General features: G+C 69.0%; 24 protein-coding genes and 3 pseudogenes. 13 read left to right on the top strand and 14 right to left on the bottom strand.

Annotated elements, in window-relative coordinates:
- Positions 1-2: 2 nt before the first annotated feature.
- The 5 genes from era to BW737_RS13675 are packed head-to-tail and all read left to right on the top strand — an operon-like array spanning position 3 to position 4688.
- The gene (era, locus tag BW737_RS13690; RefSeq protein WP_180272228.1) at positions 3-1016 is read left to right on the top strand and encodes a GTPase Era; all 1014 of its coding nucleotides are present in this window, start codon (positions 3-5) and stop codon (positions 1014-1016) included.
- 14 nt (positions 1017-1030) lie between these two features.
- Positions 1031-1492, top strand: coding sequence for a hypothetical protein (locus tag BW737_RS18910; RefSeq protein WP_257210862.1), 462 nt, complete (start codon positions 1031-1033; stop codon positions 1490-1492).
- Entirely contained in the window at positions 1381-2937 is a 1557-nt protein-coding gene (locus BW737_RS13685; protein ID WP_257210861.1) for an alpha/beta hydrolase family protein, read from the top strand. The genes BW737_RS18910 and BW737_RS13685 overlap by 112 nt, the downstream gene beginning before the upstream one ends.
- Before the next feature lie 28 nt (positions 2938-2965).
- Positions 2966-4012, top strand: a complete 1047-nt coding sequence (locus BW737_RS13680) for a hypothetical protein (RefSeq protein WP_086614417.1) — start codon at positions 2966-2968, stop codon at positions 4010-4012.
- Positions 4005-4688 (top strand): ABC transporter ATP-binding protein, encoded by a 684-nt coding sequence (locus BW737_RS13675; RefSeq protein ID WP_086614416.1) that lies wholly within the window; start codon positions 4005-4007, stop codon positions 4686-4688. Before BW737_RS13680 ends, BW737_RS13675 begins: the two co-directional genes overlap by 8 nt.
- Before the next feature lie 37 nt (positions 4689-4725).
- Here BW737_RS13675 and BW737_RS13670 read toward each other — a convergent pair whose 3' ends face one another.
- The 6 genes from BW737_RS13670 to BW737_RS13650 all read right to left on the bottom strand — a co-directional run bounded on the left by BW737_RS13670 (position 4726) and on the right by BW737_RS13650 (position 7378).
- On the bottom strand, positions 4726-5073 hold the full coding sequence (locus tag BW737_RS13670; RefSeq protein ID WP_086614415.1) for a type II toxin-antitoxin system PemK/MazF family toxin: 348 nt from the start codon (positions 5071-5073) through the stop codon (positions 4726-4728).
- Positions 5060-5299, bottom strand: a complete 240-nt coding sequence (locus BW737_RS13665; protein WP_086614467.1) for a CopG family ribbon-helix-helix protein — start codon at positions 5297-5299, stop codon at positions 5060-5062. The genes BW737_RS13670 and BW737_RS13665 overlap by 14 nt, the downstream gene beginning before the upstream one ends.
- Before the next feature lie 70 nt (positions 5300-5369).
- Positions 5370-5594 carry a helix-turn-helix transcriptional regulator gene (locus tag BW737_RS13660; protein ID WP_086614414.1) on the bottom strand — a complete coding sequence of 75 codons (225 nt, stop codon included), beginning with the start codon at positions 5592-5594 and terminating at the stop codon, positions 5370-5372.
- 1 nt (position 5595) lies between these two features.
- Positions 5596-6213: an ABC transporter permease gene (locus BW737_RS13655; protein ID WP_257210860.1), complete on the bottom strand. Its 618-nt coding sequence runs from the start codon at positions 6211-6213 to the stop codon at positions 5596-5598.
- Positions 6210-6446 carry a hypothetical protein gene (locus BW737_RS18905; protein ID WP_257210859.1) on the bottom strand — a complete coding sequence of 79 codons (237 nt, stop codon included), beginning with the start codon at positions 6444-6446 and terminating at the stop codon, positions 6210-6212. The genes BW737_RS13655 and BW737_RS18905 overlap by 4 nt, the downstream gene beginning before the upstream one ends.
- Positions 6443-7378 (bottom strand): ABC transporter ATP-binding protein, encoded by a 936-nt coding sequence (locus BW737_RS13650; protein WP_420835758.1) that lies wholly within the window; start codon positions 7376-7378, stop codon positions 6443-6445. Before BW737_RS13650 ends, BW737_RS18905 begins: the two co-directional genes overlap by 4 nt.
- A 333-nt stretch (positions 7379-7711) precedes the next feature.
- Between BW737_RS13650 and leuA the strand changes: the two genes are divergently transcribed.
- Genes leuA through uppS form a run of 3 tightly spaced genes read left to right on the top strand, consistent with a single transcriptional unit; the run spans position 7712 to position 11093 of the window.
- On the top strand, positions 7712-9490 hold the full coding sequence (gene leuA / locus BW737_RS13645; protein WP_086614413.1) for a 2-isopropylmalate synthase: 1779 nt from the start codon (positions 7712-7714) through the stop codon (positions 9488-9490).
- Positions 9491-9502: 12 nt separating this feature from the next.
- Entirely contained in the window at positions 9503-10252 is a 750-nt protein-coding gene (gene recO, locus BW737_RS13640) for a DNA repair protein RecO (RefSeq protein WP_086614412.1), read from the top strand.
- A 1-nt stretch (position 10253) separates the two neighbouring features.
- Positions 10254-11093 (top strand): polyprenyl diphosphate synthase, encoded by an 840-nt coding sequence (uppS, locus tag BW737_RS13635; protein ID WP_086614411.1) that lies wholly within the window; start codon positions 10254-10256, stop codon positions 11091-11093.
- Positions 11094-11126: 33 nt separating this feature from the next.
- Here uppS and BW737_RS13630 read toward each other — a convergent pair whose 3' ends face one another.
- The 4 genes and pseudogenes from BW737_RS13630 to BW737_RS13615 all read right to left on the bottom strand — a co-directional run bounded on the left by BW737_RS13630 (position 11127) and on the right by BW737_RS13615 (position 14354).
- Complete coding sequence (locus BW737_RS13630) at positions 11127-11555, bottom strand: Fur family transcriptional regulator (RefSeq protein ID WP_086614410.1); 429 nt, start codon at positions 11553-11555, stop codon at positions 11127-11129.
- Positions 11552-12466 (bottom strand): metal ABC transporter permease, encoded by a 915-nt coding sequence (locus tag BW737_RS13625; RefSeq protein ID WP_180272234.1) that lies wholly within the window; start codon positions 12464-12466, stop codon positions 11552-11554. Before BW737_RS13625 ends, BW737_RS13630 begins: the two co-directional genes overlap by 4 nt.
- A gap of 26 nt (positions 12467-12492) precedes the next feature.
- The gene (locus BW737_RS13620) at positions 12493-13287 is read right to left on the bottom strand and encodes a metal ABC transporter ATP-binding protein (protein ID WP_086614408.1); all 795 of its coding nucleotides are present in this window, start codon (positions 13285-13287) and stop codon (positions 12493-12495) included.
- A 105-nt stretch (positions 13288-13392) separates the two neighbouring features.
- Positions 13393-14354: pseudogene (locus BW737_RS13615) on the bottom strand (metal ABC transporter substrate-binding protein).
- A 145-nt stretch (positions 14355-14499) separates the two neighbouring features.
- Here BW737_RS13615 and BW737_RS13610 point away from each other — a divergent pair.
- Positions 14500-15893, top strand: a pseudogene (locus BW737_RS13610) (glycine--tRNA ligase).
- 240 nt (positions 15894-16133) lie between these two features.
- Here BW737_RS13610 and BW737_RS13605 read toward each other — a convergent pair.
- Positions 16134-17249 (bottom strand): hypothetical protein, encoded by a 1116-nt coding sequence (locus BW737_RS13605; protein ID WP_086614407.1) that lies wholly within the window; start codon positions 17247-17249, stop codon positions 16134-16136.
- 431 nt (positions 17250-17680) lie between these two features.
- Here BW737_RS13605 and BW737_RS13600 point away from each other — a divergent pair, with 431 nt between their 5' ends.
- Positions 17681-18988: a YibE/F family protein gene (locus BW737_RS13600; protein WP_420835757.1), complete on the top strand. Its 1308-nt coding sequence runs from the start codon at positions 17681-17683 to the stop codon at positions 18986-18988.
- A gap of 61 nt (positions 18989-19049) precedes the next feature.
- Here the strand turns inward: BW737_RS13600 and dusB are convergent, their stop codons facing one another.
- Positions 19050-20390, bottom strand: coding sequence for a tRNA dihydrouridine synthase DusB (gene dusB, locus BW737_RS13595; RefSeq protein ID WP_420835756.1), 1341 nt, complete (start codon positions 20388-20390; stop codon positions 19050-19052).
- 55 nt (positions 20391-20445) lie between these two features.
- On the opposite strand from dusB, the gene BW737_RS20100 reads away from it, so the two are divergent.
- The 3 genes from BW737_RS20100 to BW737_RS13585 are packed head-to-tail and all read left to right on the top strand — an operon-like array spanning position 20446 to position 21813.
- Positions 20446-20835: an SDR family oxidoreductase gene (locus BW737_RS20100; RefSeq protein ID WP_257210858.1), complete on the top strand. Its 390-nt coding sequence runs from the start codon at positions 20446-20448 to the stop codon at positions 20833-20835.
- Complete coding sequence (locus BW737_RS20095; protein ID WP_257210883.1) at positions 20763-21296, top strand: SDR family oxidoreductase; 534 nt, start codon at positions 20763-20765, stop codon at positions 21294-21296. Before BW737_RS20100 ends, BW737_RS20095 begins: the two co-directional genes overlap by 73 nt.
- Before the next feature lie 4 nt (positions 21297-21300).
- The gene (locus BW737_RS13585) at positions 21301-21813 is read left to right on the top strand and encodes a SixA phosphatase family protein (protein WP_086614405.1); all 513 of its coding nucleotides are present in this window, start codon (positions 21301-21303) and stop codon (positions 21811-21813) included.
- Between the two features lie 83 nt (positions 21814-21896).
- Here the strand turns inward: BW737_RS13585 and serB are convergent, their stop codons facing one another.
- The gene (gene serB, locus BW737_RS13580) at positions 21897-22607 is read right to left on the bottom strand and encodes a phosphoserine phosphatase SerB (RefSeq protein WP_086614464.1); all 711 of its coding nucleotides are present in this window, start codon (positions 22605-22607) and stop codon (positions 21897-21899) included.
- A gap of 100 nt (positions 22608-22707) precedes the next feature.
- A pseudogene (gene glgC, locus BW737_RS13575) lies at positions 22708-23951 on the bottom strand (glucose-1-phosphate adenylyltransferase).
- Positions 23952-24006 lie beyond the last annotated feature (55 nt).

The following is a 24006-nucleotide window of genomic DNA, read 5'->3' as shown; positions in this document are numbered from 1 at the left end:
CGATGACCAACATGACCGACGCCGACGGCTTCCCCATTCTGCCCGAAGATCCGGACGCCGACGACCCCACCCGCGCACACATCGCCGTGCCCGATTACCCCGAGGACTTCCGCGCCGGCTTCGTCTGCCTGCTCGGCCGCCCCAACACCGGCAAGTCCACCCTGACCAATGCGCTGGTCGGCACCAAGATCGCCATCACCTCCGGCCGCCCCGAAACCACCCGTCACAACGTGCGCGGCGTGGTCAGCCGGCCGGGAAGCCAACTGGTGCTGGTGGATACCCCCGGTTTCCATCGTCCCCGCACCCTGCTCGGCAAGCGCCTGAACGACCTCGTGCGCGAAACACTCACGGGCGTGGACGTGGTTGCCTTCTGCATCCCCGCGGGCGACAAGATCGGCCCCGGCGACCGCCTCATCGCCCGGGAACTGGCCGACCTGGGCAAGCCCGTCGTCGCCGTCGTCACCAAGACCGACACCGTCTCCCGCCCCAAGCTCGTCGAGCAGCTCCTGGCCGTCGCCGAGCTCGGCGACTGGGTGGACATCGTGCCCGTCTCCGCCCTCAAGGGGGAGCAGATCGACGTCCTGCAGGAGGTCCTAACCTCCCACCTGCCGCCCTCCCCGCCGCTGTACCCCACCGACTCCGTCACCGACGAGCCCCAGGCCGTCATGGTCGGTGAACTGGTACGCGAGGCCGCCCTTGAGCGCCTGCGCGACGAACTGCCACACTCCCTGGCGGTCGTGGTCGACGAGATCGTCGACCCGGCCACCACCGAGAATGCCGGCCGCATCAAGGGCACCGGCAACCGTCTGCAGGTGCGCGTCAGCCTGCTGGTCGAACGCGACTCGCAGAAGGCCATCGTCATCGGCCGGGGCGGCGCCAACCTCAAGGCCATCGGCACCGAGGCCCGCCGTGGCATCCAGCAGCTCCTAGGCCGCAAGGTCTACCTCGACCTGCATGTGCGCACCGTCAAGGACTGGCAGTCCGACCCGAAGGCCCTGGCCAGACTCGGATTCTGAAGGCCCATCCGCCCATGCTCCCGGTTTCCCGACAATCCGACGACCGGTCCGGCGAGGACGCACCCTCGCGCCCTGAGACCGAGTCACCGCAGCGCGTACGCACTAGGCCAGTCTCGCCGCGGCGGGCTCGCCCCAAGGCCCAGCCCGCACGCATTACCAGGGCCGAATTGCGCTCCGGCTGGGCCTGGCTGCGCGAATTCCCCCACCGCGCCTGGACGCTGCTGTCTTGGCTGTGGCGCACCGAGCGGCGCCGCACCCTGATCGTGCTGGCGGCCGCGATCGGCGTGGCCGCACTGATGGGACTGCTCGGAACCGGTCGTCGGGAGATCTGGGAAATCATGCTGACCATCGGCCTGGGCGCCTGGTGCTCGCGGTATCCACCGACCACCGCACCATCGGCGGCGTCGTGGTCACCGTCCTCGGCCTCAGCCTCGTCGGCACCCTCGCCGGGCCGCGCTGGAACCCCCAGCCAGTGACCGACTCCCTCACCCCGGTCACCACCGACACCACCATCGGCGGGACTGTCACCACTGCCGCCGTGGGCACCTACGAGGTCGAGACCACCACCGTCACCATCACCCAGGCCGACGGCGAGGAGGTACCCGCTCTGCTGCGCCGCCCCATCGGTGTGGACGAAGACACTCCCGGCGTCGTCTTCATGCACGGCGCCGGCACCCACAGCATTTGGGGGTTCACCGAGCAGGCCGAGTCGCTGGCCTCCGCCGGCGTCACTACGCTGGTTCCCTCAAAACCCATGGAGGACTACTCCACGACCGAACGCGACTACCTGTCCATGGCCGCGGACTACCAGCGCAGTCTCGACTACCTGCTGGCCCTGGACGGTGTGGACCCCGATGCCATCGGCATCTACGGCGAGTCCGAGGGCGCCATTCCCGGGGTGGTGCTGACCGCCGAGGACGACCGGGTAGCCTTCTTGATCCTCGCCAGTGCCCCCGTGGTGCGGCTGCGCGAGCAGGCCGCGCTCGCCGTCGACACCTACATGCGCAACGTCGGTGTCCCTGAGGCCATGCTCACCCTGATACCGCGAGTGCTCGGGTCCACGAAAATCCCCGGAGGCGGCTTCGAGTACGCCGACTTCGACTCCGTGGCCTACCTGGAGACCATTACCGTCCCCATCCTCATGCTTTACGGCACCGCCGATGCCTCCATGCCCCTGGTGCAGGGGCCGACCACGGTCTGGAACGCGCTGCAGGCTGCGGGCAATGACCAGCTCACCGTCCGCTACTACGACGGCGCCAACCACGGTCTCAAGCTCGGCATTACCACGGACGGCTCGCTGGCGCCGGGGGTGACCCGCGACCTGGCCCGCTGGGTGGCGGGCCTGCCGGACACCGCCGACGCCGAGCCCCACGTCGCCGGCGCCACGCCCACTCAGGCCTACTGGGCGCAGACGCCCGATTCCACGCGTTGGTACGCCTCCGGGGACCTGATGCTCGCCACCCTCATCATCGGCTTCGGGCTCATGGTGCTTTCTGGCATCGGCTGGTTCCTCGGGCAGGTACCCCGGCTGCGCGGGCGCCGCGGTTTGCACCTGCCCGACCCCATTGGCCGCTGGTCCGTCTCTCTGTGTCTGAGCGTGACCGTGGCCTGGGCGCTATATGTGGTCTACATACTCGGCGTGGCCTCCCTGGCGACCAGCTACCGCACCAACCACTGGTTCTCCTACGGCGGCTGGGTGGCGGTCCAACTGGTGGCGGTTGTGGCCGTGGTCATCTTGGTCAAGCTCACCTATCGGGCTCGGCTCATGCGTGCCGCCGCGCACGAGGCCAACCGGGAGCGCGGCGAGAAGGGACGCTGGCTGACCGTGCCCGCCGCGGCCGTGCTCACTGGGGTGCTGATCGGGGCCGTGCTGTTGCTGGTCGCCATCGCCTACTGGGGCCTGTTCCCCATGCTGGCGTGAAGCGCATCGGATCGGTAAGGATGCCCCTGTGAGAGTCCTGACCCTGATCGGCGCTGCCTGTAGGCTGCGGCGCCCCGGCGTGGTCTTCACCCCGGCGGTGCGCTCGCTGGAGGTGGTGCTGGTCTGCGTCTTGATCTGGGCTGCTACACGGGGTGCAGTCACGGTGATCGGCAATGCCGCTCAGGCGGCGACGGTGGCGGGAGTCGGCGTGGTTGTCGCGGGGACGAACGCCTCGGCGCTGCTGCGGGATCTTGATCCCCTCAGGCGTGGGGCGCTGCGCTACTACGGATTCGGGCCGGCGGACTTCCTCGTCCTGTACGCGGCTGCGGCCATGCCCCTGACGGTGCTGGAGGCCGCGTGTGGAATGCTCGCACTGGGCTTCCCGGAATGGTCCGACGCGAGCCGCTTCGGTCTGTTGCTGGCGGCGTGGACGGCGGCGACGGCGCTGGTGACGGCGGCAGCGGACCGGATCGGGCGTGCCGACATCGCACCCGGGATCCCCATGGAGCCTTTGCGGATTGGTGCCAGGCCGCGGAACCGTCTCGCTTCGCTGTGCGTGGTCTACCTGTGTTCGGCATCCCGGTGGCCGTTGCTCTTGGCGGCGGCCACGGGCCTGCTGAGCGCATATGCACTGGGACGCTTCGGTCAGTCGGCCGTCGTCGGCGTGTTCGTCGCGGGCGTCTACCTGGCTGCGACGGTGATCGGCGTTCTCGCCGAGGTCGATGACACCGCTGCCGCCCGCTATGCCAGGAGCCGCTACGCCATTACCGACGCGGAGCTACGGCGCGCCAAGCTCGCGTTGGTGCTGCCGCTGCTAATAGTCGAATGTTTGGCAGCGGGGGCAGTCGGTGTGGCGGCTGGTACCCGTACCGACACCGTCCACCTGCTGGCCTGTCTGGTATACCTGGCGCTGTTGGTAGTCGCGCTGGCCGATGTCGCCACCGCCTACACCCGGCGGCACCGGATGCTCCCCGCTGCGGAACTTGGCGGCCTGCTGATCACCTCGGTGCCGGTACTACCCCTGGTGGTGTTCCCGGCCGCCGCCTACCTACTGCGCGGGAGCGAACATGCTTGAAATCATTGATGTTCAGCGCCGTTACCGAGGCGGCCGCGGCACCGGGCCCGTGAACCTGAGGGTGGCGCCCGGAGAGGTGCTCGGCGTCGTCGGCCCCAACGGGGCGGGCAAGACCACGCTCTTTGACGCGCTGTGCGGGGTGAACGAATTCCAGTCCGGTACCGTCCGGCTGGATGGCCGCCAACTGGGGCGGCGCCTGCCCGCCGAGGCCTGTGGCTTCCTGCCCGAGCACAGCCGGCTGTTCCCGCAGCTCACCGCCCGGCAGGCGTGCCGCTTCGAGGCCGCCATGCGCCGCCTGGACCTGGACGACACTGCGCTGGAGGAGCAGCTGGACCGCTTCGGCTGCGCCGGCTTCCGCGACACCGAGGTACGGCACCTGTCCCAGGGAATGACCCGGCGCCTGGGGATCGCCTGCGCCTTCCTCGGCACCCCACAAGTGGTGGTGCTCGACGAGCCACTCAATGGGCTCGACGTGGAGGGGGTGCTGGTGTTCAGGCGAGCCCTGGCCGACTACCTGGCAGGAGGCGGCATGGCCCTGATGTCCAGCCACATCCTCAGCGTGCTCGACGAGCTCTGTGAGCGGGTGGTGCTGCTCAAGGACGGGCTGGTGGCCGCCACGGTGGACGTGCGTAACGGCGGGGCCGAGCGGGCCTACCTCGAGGTCTTCGGGCAGTGAGTTGGACACGCATTGACGTAACACTCTGGATGGTGACCTACAGGGCTAAGTGAAGTCTTAATGCGGCATCAACCTTGGTCATGAGCTCTGCCGGCAAGTGTCCTACCACCTGACCGAGGCGTTGAACCGCCACGGAACGTACCTGTTCTGCCTGTGCCTTGGAGTCCAATGACAGCCCGGTTGACTCCGCGGGAAGAAGGACTTGGAACGGGAGAACACGCTCGGTTGAGCTCGTGACTGGTACCACCGTTACAACACCTCGGCCGAGAACCGCGGCCGCCGTGTTGGCATCGTCGTTGCTCACCACGACGGCAGGTCTGCGCTTGTCTGCTTCGCTGCCTATCACGGGATCGAGGTTCATAATCCGTATCTCACCGCGCAGCATCGTCGTTCCCGTCGAGCCCGTCGGCGACCGTTATGTCCCATTCGGATGAGTCTGGGGATTCCGCCCAGTCCCTCCATGCCTCCATGTAGGCCCCACGCAGGTTCTCCCGGTGAAGATGACGTATGGCCGTTTGGACTCCCGCTGATCTTGAAGGAAGACCTTCCCGGTTTACGTACTCGTCTAGGAGCGCTAGATCCGCCTCACTCAGACTCACACTCACTTTCATACCCAACATACTACCACTAGTCGCCAAACGGTGGGAGTCTGGTGGTAGAACCGGTGTGCTGGTTTTGTGTTCAGCTCAGCGGCGGGAACTCCTCCAGGGAGAAGACCGACTCCACGGGCACGTCGAAGTAGCGGGCGATGCGCAGCGCCAGGTGCAGGGACGGCGCATACTCTCCGCGCTCCAGGTAGCCGACCGTCTGGTAGTGGACGCCGAGCGCCTCCGCCAGCTGCCGCCTGCTGACCTTGCGGTCCGCGCGCAGCACGGCGATCCTGTTGTGAACGACCTCTCCGGACATTTCACAGCCCACTCTGCGAGCGGAGCTTAGACTGTGCGCGGCTCAGCCCGCCGATCGTCTCCTTGCGGAAGCTGCGGCGAATCACCGGCGGCACCAGCGCGAAGCCGACAACGACCCAGGCCAGCAGCACCCCGGCAGCCAGTGCCGGACGGAAGCTGCCGCCGATCTCCCAGGACGGGTCGTCCACGAGCGCCCAGCGGGTCAGGTGTCCGGACCAGTAGGTGGGCAGCAATGCCTGGATGCCCTGCACCCAGCCTGGCAGCGCGGAGGTCGGGTAGCAGCAACCGGCCACGAACAGCGCGAGGCAGACCACCATGTTCACCATGTAACTGTAAACGCCGCGGATAAACACGCTGAGGAAGAACCCGAGCGGCGCGCACGCCATCGAGGCCAGCACGGCAATAAGCAGGCAGAGCAGTGCCGTCCCGATAGAGGGCATCGCGACATCAATGAAAAGGACAGTCCCTAGAAGGATCATCGCCTGCATGATGAAAAGCAGCACCACGGTGGACAGCGTCTTGCCTATCGCCCAGGTGAGTGGTCCGTGTGGGAGGATGCGCACCCGCAACAGTGCGCCACCGATGCGGTCGGTATAGGTCTCCGCTCCGACCTGCATCATGATGAGACTGGCGAAGCTCCTACGCAGCCGGCCGCGAACATGGTACCGAAGGCACTAGTAGAGTCGAGTCCCTGGAGTGGCCCATCGCTTATCCGGGAGACGACCAATACGGCGGCCACTGAAAACAGGGTGGACGTCGCACCGGCTCCCCCGAGGTTGGGGCGCAGGTCGCCATAGGCCTGGCGCGCCGCCGCGCGCAGTACGGACAGGGGTAGGGAACGAGTGGGGGTCATGTCCTGGGCTCCTTGGCGGTGGGGGTGGTTGCCGGATCTCTCCGGATGGTCAGATGATCTGTGCCGTTTTGCTCGGCCTCCGCGGGCTGGGAGACCAGGGCGAGGTAGGCCTCCTCCAGGGTGGGGCGGGTGACGGTCAACCCGCTGATCGCGTCCAGGTCCAGCTGCTGCAGGAATCGCTCGGGGGCGGCGGTTGCGTGTACGTGGTGCTCGCCGTCCTGCACCCAGGTCACCTCCGCCTCGCGGCTGAGTCCTTCGCGCAGCTCAGCCACGGTGCCGTCGGCAATGATCCGGCCCGCCGCCATGATGATCACCCGGGAGGCCAGGCGTTCGGCCTCGGACAGGTCATGCGTGGTCATCAGGACCGTGGCGTCGTCGTCGACGCGGTCCATGATCAGGTCGTGCAGGCGCGCCTTGGAGGCGGGGTCCAGTCCCGTCGTCGGCTCGTCGAGGATCAGCAGCTCCGGGCGGCCCAGCAGCGCCGCCGCGAAGTCAAGCGTGCGCCGCTGCCCTCCCGAGAGCCGGGACAGGCGCGAGTCTGCCTTGTCTGCCAGGCCGACGGCGTCGAGCACCTCGGCCACGTCCGCCACCCGCACTGATGCCGTCAGCTGCATGGAACGGATCCACTCCAACTGATCCTTGACCCGCCACTTGGCGTGATCGGACCAGTTCTGCTGCACCAGCCCAATCCGCGCCCAGAAGGCGGCGTCGGCGCGCCGCGGATCGGCGCCAAACACGCGGACGCTGCCCGAGTGCGGCCGCAGTGAACCGAGCAGATTCTCCACCAGGGTGGTCTTGCCGACGCCGTTGGGGCCCAGCAGGCACACGACCTCGCCGGACTGGACCGTGAGGCTGAGATCGTGCAGCACGGGATTCTTGCCGTAGGCGAAGTCGACGCCCCGGGCGCTGATCACGGGCGGGATGGGGGACATGTCCACTCCTTCCTGGTAGACGCGCTACTGAATATAGCAGATCTACTACATATTGCGTGAATACATGACAAGTGCTGTGGTTGTGAGTTACGAAAGTCGCTCGTCGTCGCGCCATCCACACTGTGATCCGGCGTGGCGTGACCGTCGATTCGCGGTACGGTGTCCCCGTGCGCGCGACCTCCGTTCGGGAGCGGAACCTCCTGCTTAGTCGCCGCGGCGGGGCCTGAACAGGCCGGCACCCCGACCGCGGCGCCCTTTCGCGTAGCCAGCCAACCCGGTGCGCCGGGCATCGGCGCCGGGAACCAGCACACCCGCTCAGGAGAATCCATACCCATGCGTACCGCTCGCCCCGCACCCCAGCAGCTCTCCGGCATGCCCTTCGCCAAGTACCGGCCCTTCCTCGACACCGTCGAGACCTCCCTGCCGGACCGCACTTGGCCCAACAACCGCATTACCCGCGCCCCCCGCTGGCTGAGCACCGACCTGCGCGACGGCAACCAGTCCCTCATCGAGCCGATGGGCCCCGCCGCCAAGCGCGCCATCTTCGACCTGCTGGTGCGCATGGGCTTCAAGGAGATCGAGGTCGGCTTCCCCGCTGCTTCCCAGACCGACTACGACTTCGTGCGCTCCCTGGTGGAGGACGACGCCATTCCCGCCGACGTCACCATCTCCGTGCTCACCCAGTCCCGCGAGGACCTGATCGATCGCACCCTGGACGCCTGCGTCGGCGCCCCGCGCGCCACCGTCCACCTGTACAACGCCCTGTCCCCGCTGTTCCGCGAGGTCGTCTTCCGCATGGACAAGGACGACATCCGTGAGCTCGCCATCGAGGGCACCCGCCAGGTCATGGCCCGGGCGGAGAAGGTGCTCACCGAGGACACCATCTTCGGCTACGAGTACTCCCCGGAGATCTTCGTGGACACCGAGCGCGAATACGCCCTGGAGGTCTGTGAGGCCGTCATGGGCGTGTGGCAGCCCGAGGGCGACCGCGAGATCATCCTCAACCTGCCCGCCACCGTCGAACGTGCCACCCCCAACGTCTACGCCGACCAGATCGAGTGGATGAGCCGCAACCTCTCCCACCGCGACGCCGTGTGCCTGTCCATTCACAACCACAACGACCGCGGATCCGGCATCGCCGCCGCCGAACTGGGCATGCTCGCCGGCGCCGACCGGGTGGAGGGCTGCCTGTTCGGACACGGCGAGCGCACCGGCAACGTCGATCTTGTCACCCTCGCCCTCAACCTCTTCAGCCAGGGCGTCGACCCCATGCTCGACCTGTCCGACATCGACGAGGTGCGCCGCGTCGTCGAGCAGTCCACCCAAATGGACGTGCCCCCGCGTACTCCCTACGTCGGTGAGCTCGTGTACACCTCCTTCTCCGGCTCCCACCAGGACGCCATCAAGAAGGGCTTCGCCGCCCGCGCCGAGAAGATCGCCGCCAAGGTTGCCGAAGGGATGACCGACACCGAGGCCGACGTGGCCGTGCCCTGGTCCATGCCCTACCTGCCCATCGACCCTCACGACGTCGGCCGCTCCTACGAGGCGGTGGTGCGCGTCAACTCCCAGTCCGGAAAGGGCGGGGTCTCCTACCTGCTGCGCACCACCCACAACCTCGACCTGCCGCGCCGCCTGCAGATCGAGTTCTCCAACATCGTCCAGCGCCACACCGACACCTTCGGCGGCGAGGTCGACGCCGACGAGCTGTGGTCGATCTTCGCCGACGAGTACCTGCCCGCCGCCGCCGCCCCCGGCGCCGACCTGCCCGCCTGGGGCCGCTACAGCCTCAAGGGCGCTACCCTCACCGCCGTCGGTGACGACGAGTCGATCCTGACGGTCACCATCTCCGACGGCGACGAGCGCAAGCTGCTGACCGCCTCCGGCTCGGGTCCGCTGGACGCCTTCGTCACCGCCCTGGAGCAGACCGGCGTGCAGGTGCGCATCCTCGACTACGCCGAGCACGCCCTCAGCGAGGGCCGCGACGCCCGCGCCGCCTGCTACGTCGAGTGTGAGGTGGGCGGTCAGGTGTTGTGGGGCGTGGGCATCGACCCCTCCATTACCACCGCCTCCTTCAAGGCCGTGATCTCCGCCGTCAACCGCGCCATGCGCTGACCGGGGGCGCCGTTGGGGAACAGGCTCTACCGGGACGAGGCCATCGTCCTGCGCACCTACAAGTTGGGCGAGGCCGACCGCATCATCGTCATGCTCACCCGCGCCCACGGGCAGGTGCGCGCCGTCGCCAAGGGCGTGCGTCGCACCACCTCACGCTTCGGCGCCCGCCTGGAGCCCTTCTCCATGATCGACGTGCAGCTGCATGCCGGACGCAACCTGGACGTGGTCACCCAGGCGGAGACCATCGACCCCTTCGGCCGCGCCATCGCCGCCGACTACGCCATGTTCACCTGTGCCGAGACCATGGCCGAGACCGCCGAGCGCCTCACCCGCGACGACGGCGACCTGGGCACGACCGACTCCCCTCAGCAGTTCCTGCTGCTGTACGGGGCGCTGTCCGCCCTGGCACGCCGCCGCCACGCCCCGGGGCTCGTGCTCGACTCCTACCTGTTGCGGGCCCTCGCCCTGGCCGGCTGGGCGCCGTCGTGCTACGACTGCGCCCGCTGCGGTGCCCCCGGGCCCCACACCGCCTTCCACGTGCAGGCGGGCGGCGCCGTCTGCGCCGCCTGTCGGCCCGCCGGCGCCGTCGACGTCGAACCGGGCGCCATGGCCCTGCTCGGCGCCCTGCTCTCGGGTAACTGGGGGCTGGCCGACGCCGCGAGTTCGCGCGAGCGCGCCCAGGCGTCCGGGTGCGTGTCCGCCTACCTGACCTGGCACCTGGAACGGCGCCTGCGTTCCCTCTCCCTCGTAGAAAGGGCCTGACATGACTGAGGTCACGGACTCCGCCCCTGCTGCGGGCACGGCCCCGGACCCGCGCCCGCTCGACGTCATCCCCCTGCACCGCGAGGGGCTCACCCCACCGGCGCTGAACCCGGCGGCCGTGCCCGCACACGTCGCCTGCGTCATGGACGGCAACGGGCGCTGGGCCAACGCCCGCGGCCTGCCCCGCACCGAGGGTCACCGGGTGGGGGAGTCGACCATGATGGACGTGATCGCCGGCGCCGTCGAGCTGGGCATCAAGGAGCTGAGCGTCTACGCCTTCTCCACCGAGAACTGGAAGCGCTCACCCGCCGAGGTCCGCTTCCTCATGGGCTTCACCCGCTCGGTGCTGCGCGCCCAGACCGACTACCTGCTGGAGTGGGGCGTGCGCGTGAACTGGGTGGGGCGCGAGCCCAAGCTGTGGAAGTCGGTGCTCAAGGAGGTACGCCGCTCCGAGCGCATCACCGCCGGCAACGACACCATGGTGCTGAACATGTGCCTGAACTACGGCGGCCGGGCCGAGATCGCCGACGCCGCCCGCGCCATGGCCCGCGACGTGGAGGCGGGGCGGCTGCGGGCGGCGTCGATCAACGAGAAGACCGTGCAGCGCTACCTGTACTCCCCGCACATGCGGGACGTGGACCTGCTGATCCGCACCGGCGGGGAGCAGCGCACCAGCAACTTCCTGATGTGGTCCTCGGCCTACGCCGAGCTGTACTTCTCCGACCTGCCCTGGCCCGAGTTCGACCGCACCGAGCTGTGGCGCGCCTGCGAGGCCTACGCGCACCGGGAGCGCCGCTTCGGCGGTGCCGTCGACCAGGTGGCTCGGCCGTCCCAATCCTGACGCCGCGCCGTCACTGCTACCGGTTTCGGTGTGTCACTTATGTCGGTCTCGGGAGCAGGCGGGGCACAGGCCGAAGAACTCCACCGTGTGCTCCATGTCCGTGAAGCCGTGCTCGGCGGACACCCGCCGGATCCACTCCTCCAGCTCGCCGCCGGCCACCTCCACGGTGCGCCCGCAGGAGCGGCACACGATGTGGTGATGGTGCTCGGGCCGCTCACATTCCCGATACAGGATCTCCCCGTCGGCACTGCGGACCTGGTCGACCTCGCCGGACTCGGCCATGGCCGTCAGGTTGCGGTAGATGGTCGCCAACCCCACCTTGGTGCCCTCGGCCTGTAGGGCGGCGTGAATCTGCTGGGCGGAACGGAACTCGTCGGTGCGTGCCAGCATGTCGGCCACGGCGGCCCGCTGCCAGGTGGCGCGGTGACGCGTGGAGTTACCTCCGGTCGCATTCAGACTCATGCGGTCACCTCCTGTTCACTGTGGTCACGTCGAGCGATGCCGCCGCTGCGGTCGCTGACTCCCGGATGGCGCCTGCGCCCGGCGCGGAGGGTACGCGCCAGGCCACTGACCAGGGCGACGACGGCATAGGTACACACCAGTAGCACCACGATCATGGCGCCCGGCGAGGCGGCCAGGAAGTAAGTGATCGTCAGTCCGAGCACGCAGGCGACTACGCCGATCGCCATGGCCAGGTGCATGGTGCGTCCGAAGGAGTAGGAGACCAGCTGGGCGATCGCTACCGGCACGATCATCACCGCCGACACCAGCAGTGCCCCGACCACGCGCATGGACACCGATACGGTCAGCGCCGCCACCACGGCCACCGTCACGTTCAGCGCCCCGGTGGGCAGTCCGATCGAGCGGGCGAACTCCTCGTCGTGGCACAGGGCGAACAGCGGCCCGCGCAGGCCGATCCCTACCACCAGCACCACGGCGGCGAGCGCCACCGTGAAGCGAGTGTCGGAGGCGGACACGGTGGCGATCGAGCCGAACAGGTAACTGGTCAGGTTGGTCGTCGTGCCTCCGGCCAGCTTGATCAGGATCACGCCACCGGCGATGCCGCCATAGAACAGGATCGCCAGGGCCACGTCCCCGCGGGTGCGGCCGCGGGCGCGGATGACCTCGATCAATACCGCGCCGAGCACGGAGGCGACAATGGCCCCCGGTATCGCCCAGGCGTCGTGCGGCGTCACGTTGGCGGCCGCCCCGGCGATCCAGCCGAGTGCCACGCCGGTCAGGGCGATGTGGCCGATGCCGTCGCCCAGCAGTGCCAGGCCCCGCTGCACCAGATAGGTACCCACCACCGGCGCGGACAGTCCGACCAGCACGGCGACGAGGTAGGCCCGTTGCATCAGCGGGCTGGCCAGCATCTGGCCGAGTGCGGTGATTAAGTCGTTCACTTGACGCCCCCCGCCTGCCGTACGGAGGTGGTCAGCACCGGGGCGTGGTGGACGGCCGGCTCGGTGCTGCCGTGCTCATGCTCGTGCTCGCAGTTGTCAGGATGGTCGTGACCGAGCTCGTCGTGGCGGGCGTGGTCATGCACGAGTTCACCCTTCGGCCCGTCGAAGACCACGCGTCCCTCGGCCAGGACGACGGCGCGCTCGACGACGTCGGCCAGCTCGCCCATCTCATGCAGGACGGTCAGCAGCGTCAGCCCCCGGCCGCGCAGCTCGGCCAGGGTGACGGCAAGGGAGTCGCGGGAGGCGCGGTCGATGCCGGCCAGGGGCTCGTCCAGCAGCAGCAGCTCGGGGGAGCGCACCAGGGCCCGGGCAATGAGCACGCGTTGGGACTGGCCGCCGGAGAATACCTGTACGTGGTCCTGGGCCCGGTCCGCCAGACCTACGGCGTCCAGCGCTTCCAAAGCGCGCCGTCGGGCGGCTCGGCCGCGGTCGGCGAAGGGGCGCCCGGGGGACAGCAGTCCCGAGCGGACCACCTCCAGCGCGGTGGCCGGCACGCCCGAGGCCGCCCCGACCCGCTGGGGCACGTACCCGACCCGCTCCCAGGGCACCGTGCGGCGCTCGGTGACGTCGTGGCCGAACAGCCGTACCGTTCCCGCACGGGTCGGCAGCAGGCCCAGGATCGTCTTGACCAGCGTGGACTTGCCCGATCCATTGGCGCCCAGCAGCGCGACCGACTCGCCTCCGTGCACGGTCAGGTCGACGGCGTCCAGGATCAGGTTGGAGCCGAGCACTACGGAGCATCGGCCACTTCAATTTGAGGCTACTCGCCCGCGCGGGTGCCGGGGTGGAGGTCATGAGGTCCTTTTGGGTCAAAACGACGATGATGGGAATCGTGTTCACTCGCAGGCCAGCGCGGTGCGCAGCGCCTGCAGGTTGACAGACATGGCCTCAGCGTAGTCCCCGGATTCGGGGGCGGACTCGAGTGGGTTGAGCACGGCAGTGGTGGCGCCGGTCTCGGCGGCCAGTGCCTCGGCGGTCTTGGGGGAGACCAGCTCCTCGGTGAAGATCGTCGTCGTCCCGGTCTCCTGCACGATCTGCTTAACGGCGGCCAGTTCGGCGGGGCTGGGCTCGGACTCGGGGTCGATGCCGGACACGGACGCCTGGGTCAGGCCGTAACGATCGGCCAGGTAGCCGAAGGCGGCATGAGCGGTCACGAAGGTGGTGCGCTCGCACTGGGCCAGACCGGCGGAGAAGTCCGCGTCCAAGGCGCTCAATGCCTCGGTGAGTTCGGCCAGGTTGGCTCGTAGTCCGCCGCATGGTCCGGGTCCGCCTGGGCCAAGGCGGTCTCAATGGCCTGCGCCGCGGACTGCATGCGCACCGGGTCGAGCCAGAAGTGCGGGTCGGTGGATACGGCCTCGGCGTCGTCGGCCTCGTCGTCGTGCCCCGCGCCGTCGTGGCTAACCAGGTCGACCGCGTCGGACAGGTCGAGGACGGCAGGGCCGGAGACCTCCGCCAAGGCGTCGTCCAGCGAGGGTTGGAAGCCGGGGACGTAGGTGACCAGATCCATGCCGGACAGGGCGGTGACGTCCTTGGGGGCGAGCTCGTATTCGTGCGGCTCCACATTGGTGGGCGTGATGGAGGTGACGGTCACGTTTTCGCCGCCGATCGCCTCGGTGAGGTACTGGATCGGGTAGAAGGAGGCGGCTACGGACAGGGTGTCCCCGGCGGCGCCGTCGTCGGCGGAATCGGCGGAGCAGGCGGCCAGTGACAGGGCGGCGAGTCCGAGTGCGGCGGCGGTGAGGGCGGCCAGGGGGCGGCGCGTACGTGGGAGGCGGGGCGGGCGCAAAGAAACGTTCATGGGAACCATTCTCAGTTAGCCGTGGGGTGGGCGTCAAATCCCACTCGCGACGCCCCTTAGACTGAGCCCGTTCGTCCGCGCCACCGCGTGCGGGACACGGGCGGCAGCTGACGAGAGCACACACCAGGACCTACGGAGAAACACAGTGGCAGCAACTCCCTCAACGCTCGACCGCGTCATCAACCTTGCCAAGCGGCGTGGTTTCGTCTTCCCCTGCGGCGAGATCTACGGCGGCACCCGCTCGGCCTGGGACTACGGCCCGCTCGGTGTGGAGCTGAAGGAGAACATCAAGCGTCAATGGTGGCAGTACATGGTCCGCTCCCGTGACGATGTCGTCGGCCTGGACTCCTCCGTCATCCTGCCGCGGGAGACCTGGGTCGCCTCCGGCCACGTCGCCGCCTTCACCGACCCGCTGATCGAGTGCACCTCCTGCCACAAGCGGCTGCGCGAGGACGAGCTGCAGGAGCGTACGCCGCCAAGCACGGCATCGACAACCCCGACACCGTCACCCTGGACCAGCTCGTGTGCCCCAACTGCGGTACCCGCGGCGCCTTCACCGAGCCTAAGGCCTTCTCCGGCCTGCTCAAGACCTACCTCGGCCCGGTCGATGACGAGGCCGGCCTGCACTACCTGCGCCCCGAGACCGCCCAGGGCATCTTCATCAACTTCACCAACGTGATGACCGCCGCCCGCAAGAAGCCGCCCTTCGGCATCGGGCAGGTCGGCAAGTCCTTCCGCAACGAGATCACGCCCGGCAACTTCATCTTCCGCACCCGCGAGTTCGAGCAGATGGAGCTGGAGTTCTTCGTCGAGCCCGGCACGGACGAGGAGTGGCACCAGTACTGGATCGACTACCGCAAGGCCTGGTACACGGACCTGGGCATCAGCGAGGACAACCTGCGCCTGTACGAGCACCCCAAGGAGAAGCTCTCCCACTACTCCAAGCGCACCGTCGACCTGGAGTACCGCTTCGGCTTCGCCGGCGGGGAGTGGGGCGAGCTGGAGGGCATTGCCAACCGCACCGACTTCGACCTGTCCACTCACGCCGATCACTCCGGCAAGGACCTGTCCTACTTCGACCAGGGGAAGAACGAGCGCTGGACCCCCTACGTGATCGAGCCGTCGGCGGGCTTGACCCGCTCGCTGATGGCATTCCTGGTGGAGGCCTACACCGAGGACGAGGCGCCCAACACCAAGGGCGGCGTCGACAAGCGCGTGCTGCTGCGCCTGGACCCGCGCCTGGCCCCGGTCAAGGCCGCCGTGCTGCCGCTGAGCCGCAAGGAGGAACTGACCGGCCCGGCCCGCGAGCTCGCCGCCCGGCTGCGCCGCAACTGGAACGTCGAGTACGACGAGGCCGGCGCCGTCGGGCGCCGCTACCGCCGCCAGGACGAGGTCGGCACCCCCTTCTGCATCACCTACGACTTCGAGTCGCCCGAGGACGGTGCGGTGACGGTGCGCGAGCGCGACACCATGGCCCAGGAGCGCATCCCGCTCGAGGGTGTGGAGCGCTACCTCGCCGAGCGCCTGGTCGGCTGCTGAACAGTCCGCTGTTGGCCAACTAGATGCTGGCTGCCCGGCCGGCGCCTGATTGGCGTCTGGCCGGGCAGCGCGGCCGTTCCACGACCTTTGTGACATTGCACGACCCTGGTGTGTGTTCCACGACCCCCGGGTGGTCGTGCAACAGGCACCGAGGTCGTGCAACGCAGCCGGGGGTCGTGCTGTGCATGAGATGTGCCCGGCGTCGGCTCGGCTCGGGGAGCACGCGTGGGGCGACTGCGTTTAGCGTCGGCGCATTCCTAGCAGGGAGCCTTCGTGCAGCCCCGCTTCCAGCCTCGTACCCGGCCACAGCAGATCACGGTTGGGTCTGAGTGAGGCGACGGTCCCGGCCGGGAAGGCCGCGAGCACCTTGCCTGCCAACGCGCGCAGATCGCGGAACTCTCCGTAAGTCACTCGTATGAATCGCCAGCCCAGGGACTGGATGGAGTCCTGACGCAGTTTCTCCTGCCAGGCGTCTTCTCGGGTGTTGTACTTCATCCGGCCGTCAACCTCGATGACGATCCCGTGTTCGGGCCAGCACAGGTCGAGCCACCACCGGTTCGCTCCGGTATCCACAAGGTATTGCACTTGTGGCGGCCTAAGTCCGAGCACGAGAGTCAGCCAGCGCATGACGGACTCACCGGGCGAGTCGGCCAATGGCGTCGCCGCCCCCAGCACGGCCCGCGCTTGTGCGACTCCGTGTCTGCGTGCGGACTGCTGAAGCCATTCTTGCCAAATGCCGCGGGCACGTGCCTCGGCCTGCGCATCCAGGCTGCGGTCGTTGTGGTGCGTGCGACAGTACAGCCGCAGGGCCGCATCGGCTATGGCTAGGGCGTTGTGTGCGGGCTCATCGAAGGCGCAGTCGAAGGCGGTACGTAAGACGGTGGTGACCGGCAGGCCGCCGACCACGGTTATGTCTTCCTCCGACAGGTCCAGGTGTCGGCGCCAAAGCATGACCTGCCGGCAGTAGAAGTCTTCGTGCTTGCTCGACCGCGGTGGTCCGGCAGGAGCCACTCTGATCAGAGGCAGCGGCGTGCCAACTCGCTTGGGCGTACTGGGAACCGCCAGGTACACGTCCGGCTCCTGCGTCATCATCGGCAGGCCAAGTACAAGGGCGGCGGATGCGTGGGTGAGACAGCGCGCGGAGCGGTGCGTGGTCTGCGCGGTTATGGCACGTGCCAGGGACAGGGTGTAGCGGTGCTGCCAGCGCTTCGCGTCGGGGGCGGGAACCCAGTGAATGCCGGGAGTAAGCCGCAGCGCGGAGCGGGGGACCTCGACGCCGGCGCGGTCATGCCGACCGGTGTGAATCAGTGCGGGAAACAGATCATGGTTGCGAGCTTGGTCGGGCGAGGTGGGCATGGCTCCACCATTCGCCCAAGGTGAGTGCGATGGCTACTGCTCGCATCGCCGACTGTGGACAAGCGGTTGTCGGGGGTGCCGCTAATGGCGCCTGTGGGTTTTGGCGCTTTGGTTGGCCAGTCTCCGCGGGAGCGTGCCGGTGGTCCATGCCTGGTCATACTCCTGGACCGCTGGCTTCTCGTTTTGCGGTGCCGCAGGCCTCGCACTGCACGACCTCGGTGTGTGTTCCACGACCCCCGGGTGGTCGTGCAACAGGCACCGAGGTCGTGCAACGCGGCCCGAGGTCGTATTTGGGCGGCGACGGGCAGCTGGTCGGCAGACGCGTGCCGCCCGAGGTGTCTCAAACCGGTTCATGCCGGGGGCAGCCGCCTTAGGGTGACGTACCCGCGCGGTGCCCGCGGTTCGACACCTCCGGCGGGCATTATGGCGGCGTGAACGACGACAAGCCGGCCGCCACCGACGAGGCCCGCACAAGCACGTCCACCGACACTGCGCACGCAAGCACGTCCACCAACGAGGCGGACGCCTCCCGGACGCTGCACAGCCACTCCGGCCCCCTGAGCCTGGGAACGGCCGAGATCAGGCGAGTGCGCCTGATACTGGCCGCCATCGTCGTGCCCCTGGTGGTGGCCACGCTTATCGGCCTGATTGTGCTGTGGCCGAGTGACAACTCCCTGGTCGGCTCCCAGCCCTTCACCGCCGACGGCGCCACCCTCGAATCCGCCACCATCACCTCCCTGGACACCGCCGCCTGCGCCGATGCCAGCAGCGCGCTGGAGGGCGTGTCCAACGACTCCCTGCTGGTCGACGCCGTCTGCGCGGAAATCACCTCCGGCGACGGTGCCGGCCTGATCATGCCGGTGCACATCCCCGCCGAGTCCCTGGCCACGGCCGACGTCGGCGATCGCCTGCAGGTGATGTACACGCCCGCCGCGCTCGCCTCCGGCACCCCGTATGTGTTCATCGATTACGCTCGCCAGGTGCCGGTCGCCGCGTTGGCGGTGGTGTACCTGGTGCTGGTTGTCGCCGTCGCCGGGCGCAAGGGGGCCCTGAGCGTGCTGGGCCTGCTGCTGGCCACGGGCGTCCTGCTCGGCTTCATGATCCCGGCGCTGCTGGACCGGGCGTCACCCATGTGGGTGACGCTGGTGGGGGCCTCGGCGATGATGCTGTTGGCCGTCTACGTCGCCCACGGCATCTCCGTGCGCACCACCACTGCGCTGCTGGGAACCTTCGCCGGCGTGGTCATCACCGTGCTGCTGTCCCTGTGGGGCGTGGACGTCGCCAACCTGACCGGCGCCACCGATGAGACCGCCCTGACCCTGACCTCGATGGTGAGCGGCATCAACCTGCAGGCGCTGCTCACCTGCGGGATGGTGGTGGCGGCCCTGGGCGTACTCAACGATGTCACCATAACCCAGGCCTCCGCCGTGTGGGAGCTGCACGCCGCCAACCCGGCCTTGGGCCGCGCCCGTCTGTTCACCGGCGGCATGCGGATCGGTCGCGATCACATCGCCTCGACCGTCTACACCCTCGCCTTCGCCTATGCCGGCACCGCCCTGCCGCTCATCCTGGCGGCCTCCCTGATCGACCGCTCGCTGGCCGACACCCTGCTTTCGGGCGAGATCGCCGAGGAGGTGGTACGCACCCTGGTGTCCTCCATCGGCCTGGTGCTGGCCATCCCGGCGACGACGGCGATCGCCGCCGTGCTGTGCCGCACCGGTGAGCCTGCCGAGGCCTGAGTTGCGGCGGCGCAGGCAGCGGTAACGAGCCACCGAGGGGGGTCGCGCGCACCGCGTCGGCTCAGCCGCCGGAGACGTCCAGTTCGGCGTCGGCCAGCAGTGCCCGATCCGTCTCATCCAGGTAGGGGGAGTCCAACCAGCCGTCGGGTAGGTGCGGGGAACGCGGGCTACCGGCGCGCCCGCGTGGGCCCTCCGCAGCCGGCCCCGGGTAGGGCACCACCTCGGGCAGCCGCTCCCGCATCCGCGCCAGGGCGGCGTCGAGCTCACCCAGTGAGGACACGCGCACGAGCTCGGCGCGCGCCGCGCCCCCGACCGGATAACCCTTCAGATACCAGCCGATGTGCTTGCGCAGATCGCGCACGCCCCGGTCCTCGCCCAGCTCTGAGGCCAGCAGTCGTCCGTGCTCCTTGATCACGGCGATCACCGCGTCCAGGTCGGGGCGGGTGCGCGCGGCCCGCCCGTGCATGGCGGAGACAATGTCGGCGAACAACCAGGGCCGCCCCTGACAGCCGCGCCCCACCACGACCCCGTCGCAGCCGGTCTCGCGAAACATGGCCACAGCGTCGTCACCGCTCCAGATGTCCCCATTGCCGAGCACCGGCAGACTGGTGGCCTCCTTGAGCCGGGCGATCTGGTCCCAGCGGGCCTTGCCCGCATAGTGCTGTCGGGCGGTGCGCGCGTGCAGCGTCAGGGCGGAGATGCCGGCGTCCGCGGCCAGGCGGGCCGCGTCCAGGAAGGTCTCGTGGGCGTCGTCGATCCCCAGGCGCATCTTCACCGTCACCGGCACCTCCCGCGGCCGATGGGCGGCGGCTACGGCGGACTGCGAGGCCTGTACGGCGGCGCGCATGATCGCCGCCAACAGATCTCGCTTCCACGGCAGGGCGGCACCCCCGCCCTTGCGGGTCACCTTGGGCACGGGACAGCCGAAGTTCAAATCGATGTGGTCGGCCAGGTCCTCGGCCACCAGAATGTGCACCGCCGCGGCTACTGTGGCCGGATCCACCCCGTACAACTGGATGGAGCGCACCCGCTCCGTGGGGTCCGTGCGCACCATGGCCAGGGTCTTGGCGTTGCGCTCCACCAGCGCGCGGGTGGTCACCATCTCGGTGACGTACAGGCCAGCCGGGGCGGCCAGGCCGCCGTCCGCGGTGGTCACCGGCCCCTCAAGCGCGGGACACAGCGCTGCGGGCAGTGCCTTCTCCCCGTAGCGGCGGCACAGGTGTCGGAATGACGCGTTGGTCACTCCCGCCATGGGAGCGAGCACCACCGGCGTGTCGATCTGAAGTGGGCCGAGGCGCAACGGCGGCACGACGGCGGTGCGGCGGACGGTGTCCGCGGGGGAGTGCGCCCCCGGAGCGGACAGGTCGGTCGGCGGCAGGATCGGTTCGGGCGATGCGCTCACCGGCACATGCTGGCACATCCGGGTGGTGGGCGCCGCCGCATGCGAGGCTGGTGCCATGAGCGAGCAACCGGCCCCGCCCGCGGGTCTACTCGACGGCCGCACCGTCCTGGTCACCGGGGTGCTGCGTCCCGCCTCCATCGCGACCGCCATTGCCGTCGCCGCCCGGGAACAGGGGGCGCGCATGGTGCTTACCGGTCACCCGCGTACGCTTGCGCTCACCCGGGCGGTCGCCCGCCGCCACGGCATCGACGTCGTGGCGCCGCTGGACGTCACCGACCCCGCCGGCCTTGCCAACCTGGCACCCTGCCTGCGGCGGGCCGGGGTGGAGCGGCTGGACGGCGTCGTGCACGCCATCGCCTATGCCGACGCGACCTGCTCGGCGGCCTGCTGCCCGCCGCCCGTCCCGGCCCCGACGGCGAGTCTGACGCGGCCCCCACCACGGTAGGGGCCGCGCGACAGCGGAGCTTAACGACGGCCTTCACCACCTCGGCCGTCTCCCTGCCGGCACTGATTGACGCGGCGCGTCCCCTGCTCGCCCCGCGCGCGGCGGTGGTGGCTCTCACCTTCGACACCGGGCATGTTCACCCCGGCTATGGCTGGATGGGGCCGCTTAAGGCTGCGCTGGAGGCGAGTGTGCGGGCCCTGGCCGTGGAACTCGGTTCGGCGGGCGTGCGCGTGAACGCGATTAGTGCCGGGCCGCTGGTAACCCCCGCCGCCTCCGCCATCCCGGGAATGGAGACGCTGGCCGCTCATTGGGAGGCGGCGGCACCACTCGGCTGGGACCGGCACGACGCGGCTCCCGTCGCCCGTACGGCTGTGGCGCTGCTTTCCGACTGGCTGCCAGCCACCACCGGGCAGGTGATTCACGCCGACGGCGGTGCCACCCTGCCGCTGACGGTAGGGTAGCCGCGTGACGACTGACTCCTCCGGCAAGATCCTCGTGCTGGTCCGGCATTCAAAGGCGTCCCACAACGCCCCCACCGACCTGGAACGCCCGCTCACCTCGCGTGGGCGTCTGCTCGCCGATGAACTGGCCCACGCCCTGGAACGGCGGGTGCCCAGCCTCGACCTGCTGCTGGTATCCCCGGCCGCCCGCGCCCGCCAGACCGCCGGCCCCATGCGCGAGCGCCTGAGCCCCGCACTCACCCGCGTAGAGCCCGAGATCTATCACCAGGGCCCCGGCGGCATCCTGCGGCTGCTGCAGCCACTGCCGGAGACGACCCGGCACGTGCTCGTCGTCGGGCATGAACCGACCGTCTCGGTGCTGGCGCACATGCTGCACGACACCGTCGACGACCTGGCCAACCAGGTCTCCTTCGGTATCCCCACCGCAACGGCGCTTCTGCTGCAGATACCGGTCAGCTGGGCGGGGCTCGGCCCCCAGACCGCACACCTGAGCGAAATCGTCACGGCTCCGCGCTGAGCCCGGTGGGTCGGCCCGCCGCCCTGCATCAACCGACCTCGGCGGCTGTTTCTACCGATCTGGGCGCAGGAAGAGCAAGAGCGCTAGAGCAGGTCCAGCACCGCCGTGAGGTCACGTACGTGCACCGCGGCGGGCGCGGCCTCGGTAACCACCGGCTTGGCGCAAAACGCCACCCCCAGCCCCGCCTCGGCGATCATGCCCAGGTCATTCGCCCCGTCACCCAGCGCCACGGTGCGCGTCATGGGCACGCCGTCGGCCTGGGCCCAGGCGTGTAGGCAGCGAATCTTCTCCTGCCGGTCCACGATCCGCCCCAGCACCCGGCCGGTGAGCACCCCGTCCGCCACCTCCAGCCGGTTGGCGGCCACATGGTCTATTCCCAGGCTGTTCGCCAGCGGACACACCACCTCCTCGAATCCGCCCGAGACCACCCCGACCCGGCAGCCGCGCGCATGCAGCGCGTCGATGAGTTCGCGCGCGCCGGGGGTCAGCTCGACCTCCTCCAGCACCTCGGCGAACACCGTCTCCGGAACCCCGGCGAGCGTTGCAACGCGCTCCCGCAGAGAGGCGGCGAAGTCCAACTCACCGCGCATCGCCCGCGCGGTCACTTCGGCGACGCGCTCGCGGGTACCGGCCCGCGCGGCGATCAGTTCGATCACCTCCTGCTCGATCAGGGTGGAGTCCACATCCATGACCAGCAGGCCGGGCCCCAGGGCGGCCAGCTCCCCGCTCGCGCGCGCGCCGGACACGCGCGGCAGGCCGGTCGACTGGGCGGACGGGGACGTGGGGGAGTGCATGGCCAGGATGCTAGTCAATGCGCTTCCGTCACAGACGCCGCCGCCCCGGGATCGTGAGAATCCCGGGGCGACGGTGCGCGTGTCTCGGCGGCGCGGCTGGTCAGCGCACGACCCGCTGTCCCTTGGCGACGACGGTGATGCCGGACTCGGTGACCGTGAAGCCGCGCTCACGGTCGTGCTCGGGGTCGATGCCGACCATGGCGCCCTCCTCGACGACGACGTTCTTGTCCAGGATGGCGCGGTTGATCACCGTGTTGCGGCCGACGTTCACTCCGTCCATCAGCACCGACTCGCGCACCGAGGACCAGGAGTTCACCCGCACCTCCGGCGAGAGCACAGAGGAGATGACCTCACCGCCGGAGACAATCACGCCGGGGGAGACGATGGAGTCGACGGCGTGGCCCAGGCGCTCGTGATGCCCGTAGACGAACTTGGCCGGCGGCATGGCATTGGTGTAACCGGCGAACAGCGGCCAGCGGCTGTTGTACAGGTTGAACACGGGGGTGACGCTGATCAGGTCCTGGTGGGCCTCATAGAAGGCGTCAACGGTACCAACGTCGCGCCAGTAGTCGCGGTCGCGCTCGGTGGCCCCGGGGACCTCGTTGTCCTTGAAGTCGTAAACGCCGGCGGCGCCTGATTCACGAACCAGGGGACGATGTTGCCGCCCATGTCGTGCTTGGAGGCCTCGTCGGCGGCGTCGATGGTGACGGCCTCGGTCAGGGCGTCGGCGTTCATGATGTAGTTGCCCATCGAGGCCAGCACCTCGTCGGGGGAGTCCGGCAGACCCGGAGTCTCCTTGGGCTTCTCAACGAAGGCCTTGATCTTGCCGGCAGAGTCGGGGTCGGACTCAATGATGCCGAACTGGTCCGCCAGCTCGCGCGGCTGGCGGATGCCCGCGACGGTGCACGGCAGGCCGGAGGCGATGTGGTGCTCCAGCATCTGGGAGAAGTCCATGCGATAGATGTTGTCCGCACCGGTGATGACCACGTAGTCCGGACGCTCGTCCTCAACCAGGTTCAGCGACTGGTAGATGGCGTCCGCCGAGCCTAGGAACCAGTGCTTGCCCACGCGCTGCTGTGCGGGCACCGGGGCGATGTAGTTGCCCAGCATGTCCGACATGCGCCAGGTCTTGGAGATGTGCCGGTCCAGTGAGTGCGACTTGTACTGGGTGAGTACGACCACCTTCAGGAAGCCGGAGTTGATCATGTTGGACAGCGAGAAATCGATCAGCCGGTAGATCCCGCCGAAGGGCACGGCGGGCTTGGCCCGGTCGACCGTCAGCGGCATCAGGCGCTTGCCTTCACCGCCGGCGAGGATGATTGCGAGGACGCGAGGAGAAGCCATGGGGCCACCTTACGGTGATTTTCGTCATCTTGGGAGGGGATTCGAGCGATTGAAA

The organism is Actinomyces ruminis (assembly GCF_002154335.2).
Classification (GTDB): domain Bacteria; phylum Actinomycetota; class Actinomycetes; order Actinomycetales; family Actinomycetaceae; genus Actinomyces; species Actinomyces ruminis.
The sequence above is the reverse complement of the archived record's forward strand: the minus strand, read 5'-3'. Positions and strand labels throughout refer to the sequence as shown.

Coding starts and splice junctions, on each gene's coding strand:
- BW737_RS13670 (WP_086614415.1), bottom strand. CDS start 5,073: ATGCTGCGCGGTGAGATACGGATTATGAACCTCGATCCCGTGATAGGC.
- BW737_RS13625 (WP_180272234.1), bottom strand. CDS start 12,466: ATGCTGGCCAGCCCGCTGATGCAACGGGCCTACCTCGTCGCCGTGCTG.
- BW737_RS13650 (WP_420835758.1), bottom strand. CDS start 7,378: ATGTCCCCCATCCCGCCCGTGATCAGCGCCCGGGGCGTCGACTTCGCC.
- uppS (WP_086614411.1), top strand. CDS start 10,254: ATGACTGAGGTCACGGACTCCGCCCCTGCTGCGGGCACGGCCCCGGAC.
- era (WP_180272228.1), top strand. CDS start 3: ATGACCAACATGACCGACGCCGACGGCTTCCCCATTCTGCCCGAAGAT.
- BW737_RS13665 (WP_086614467.1), bottom strand. CDS start 5,299: ATGAAAGTGAGTGTGAGTCTGAGTGAGGCGGATCTAGCGCTCCTAGAC.
- BW737_RS18910 (WP_257210862.1), top strand. CDS start 1,031: ATGCTCCCGGTTTCCCGACAATCCGACGACCGGTCCGGCGAGGACGCA.
- BW737_RS13660 (WP_086614414.1), bottom strand. CDS start 5,594: ATGTCCGGAGAGGTCGTTCACAACAGGATCGCCGTGCTGCGCGCGGAC.
- BW737_RS13630 (WP_086614410.1), bottom strand. CDS start 11,555: ATGAGTCTGAATGCGACCGGAGGTAACTCCACGCGTCACCGCGCCACC.
- serB (WP_086614464.1), bottom strand. CDS start 22,607: ATGCACTCCCCCACGTCCCCGTCCGCCCAGTCGACCGGCCTGCCGCGC.
- BW737_RS13655 (WP_257210860.1), bottom strand. CDS start 6,213: ATGATGCAGGTCGGAGCGGAGACCTATACCGACCGCATCGGTGGCGCA.
- BW737_RS18905 (WP_257210859.1), bottom strand. CDS start 6,446: ATGACCCCCACTCGTTCCCTACCCCTGTCCGTACTGCGCGCGGCGGCG.
- BW737_RS13605 (WP_086614407.1), bottom strand. CDS start 17,249: ATGCCCACCTCGCCCGACCAAGCTCGCAACCATGATCTGTTTCCCGCA.
- BW737_RS13675 (WP_086614416.1), top strand. CDS start 4,005: ATGCTTGAAATCATTGATGTTCAGCGCCGTTACCGAGGCGGCCGCGGC.
- BW737_RS20100 (WP_257210858.1), top strand. CDS start 20,446: ATGAGCGAGCAACCGGCCCCGCCCGCGGGTCTACTCGACGGCCGCACC.
- leuA (WP_086614413.1), top strand. CDS start 7,712: ATGCGTACCGCTCGCCCCGCACCCCAGCAGCTCTCCGGCATGCCCTTC.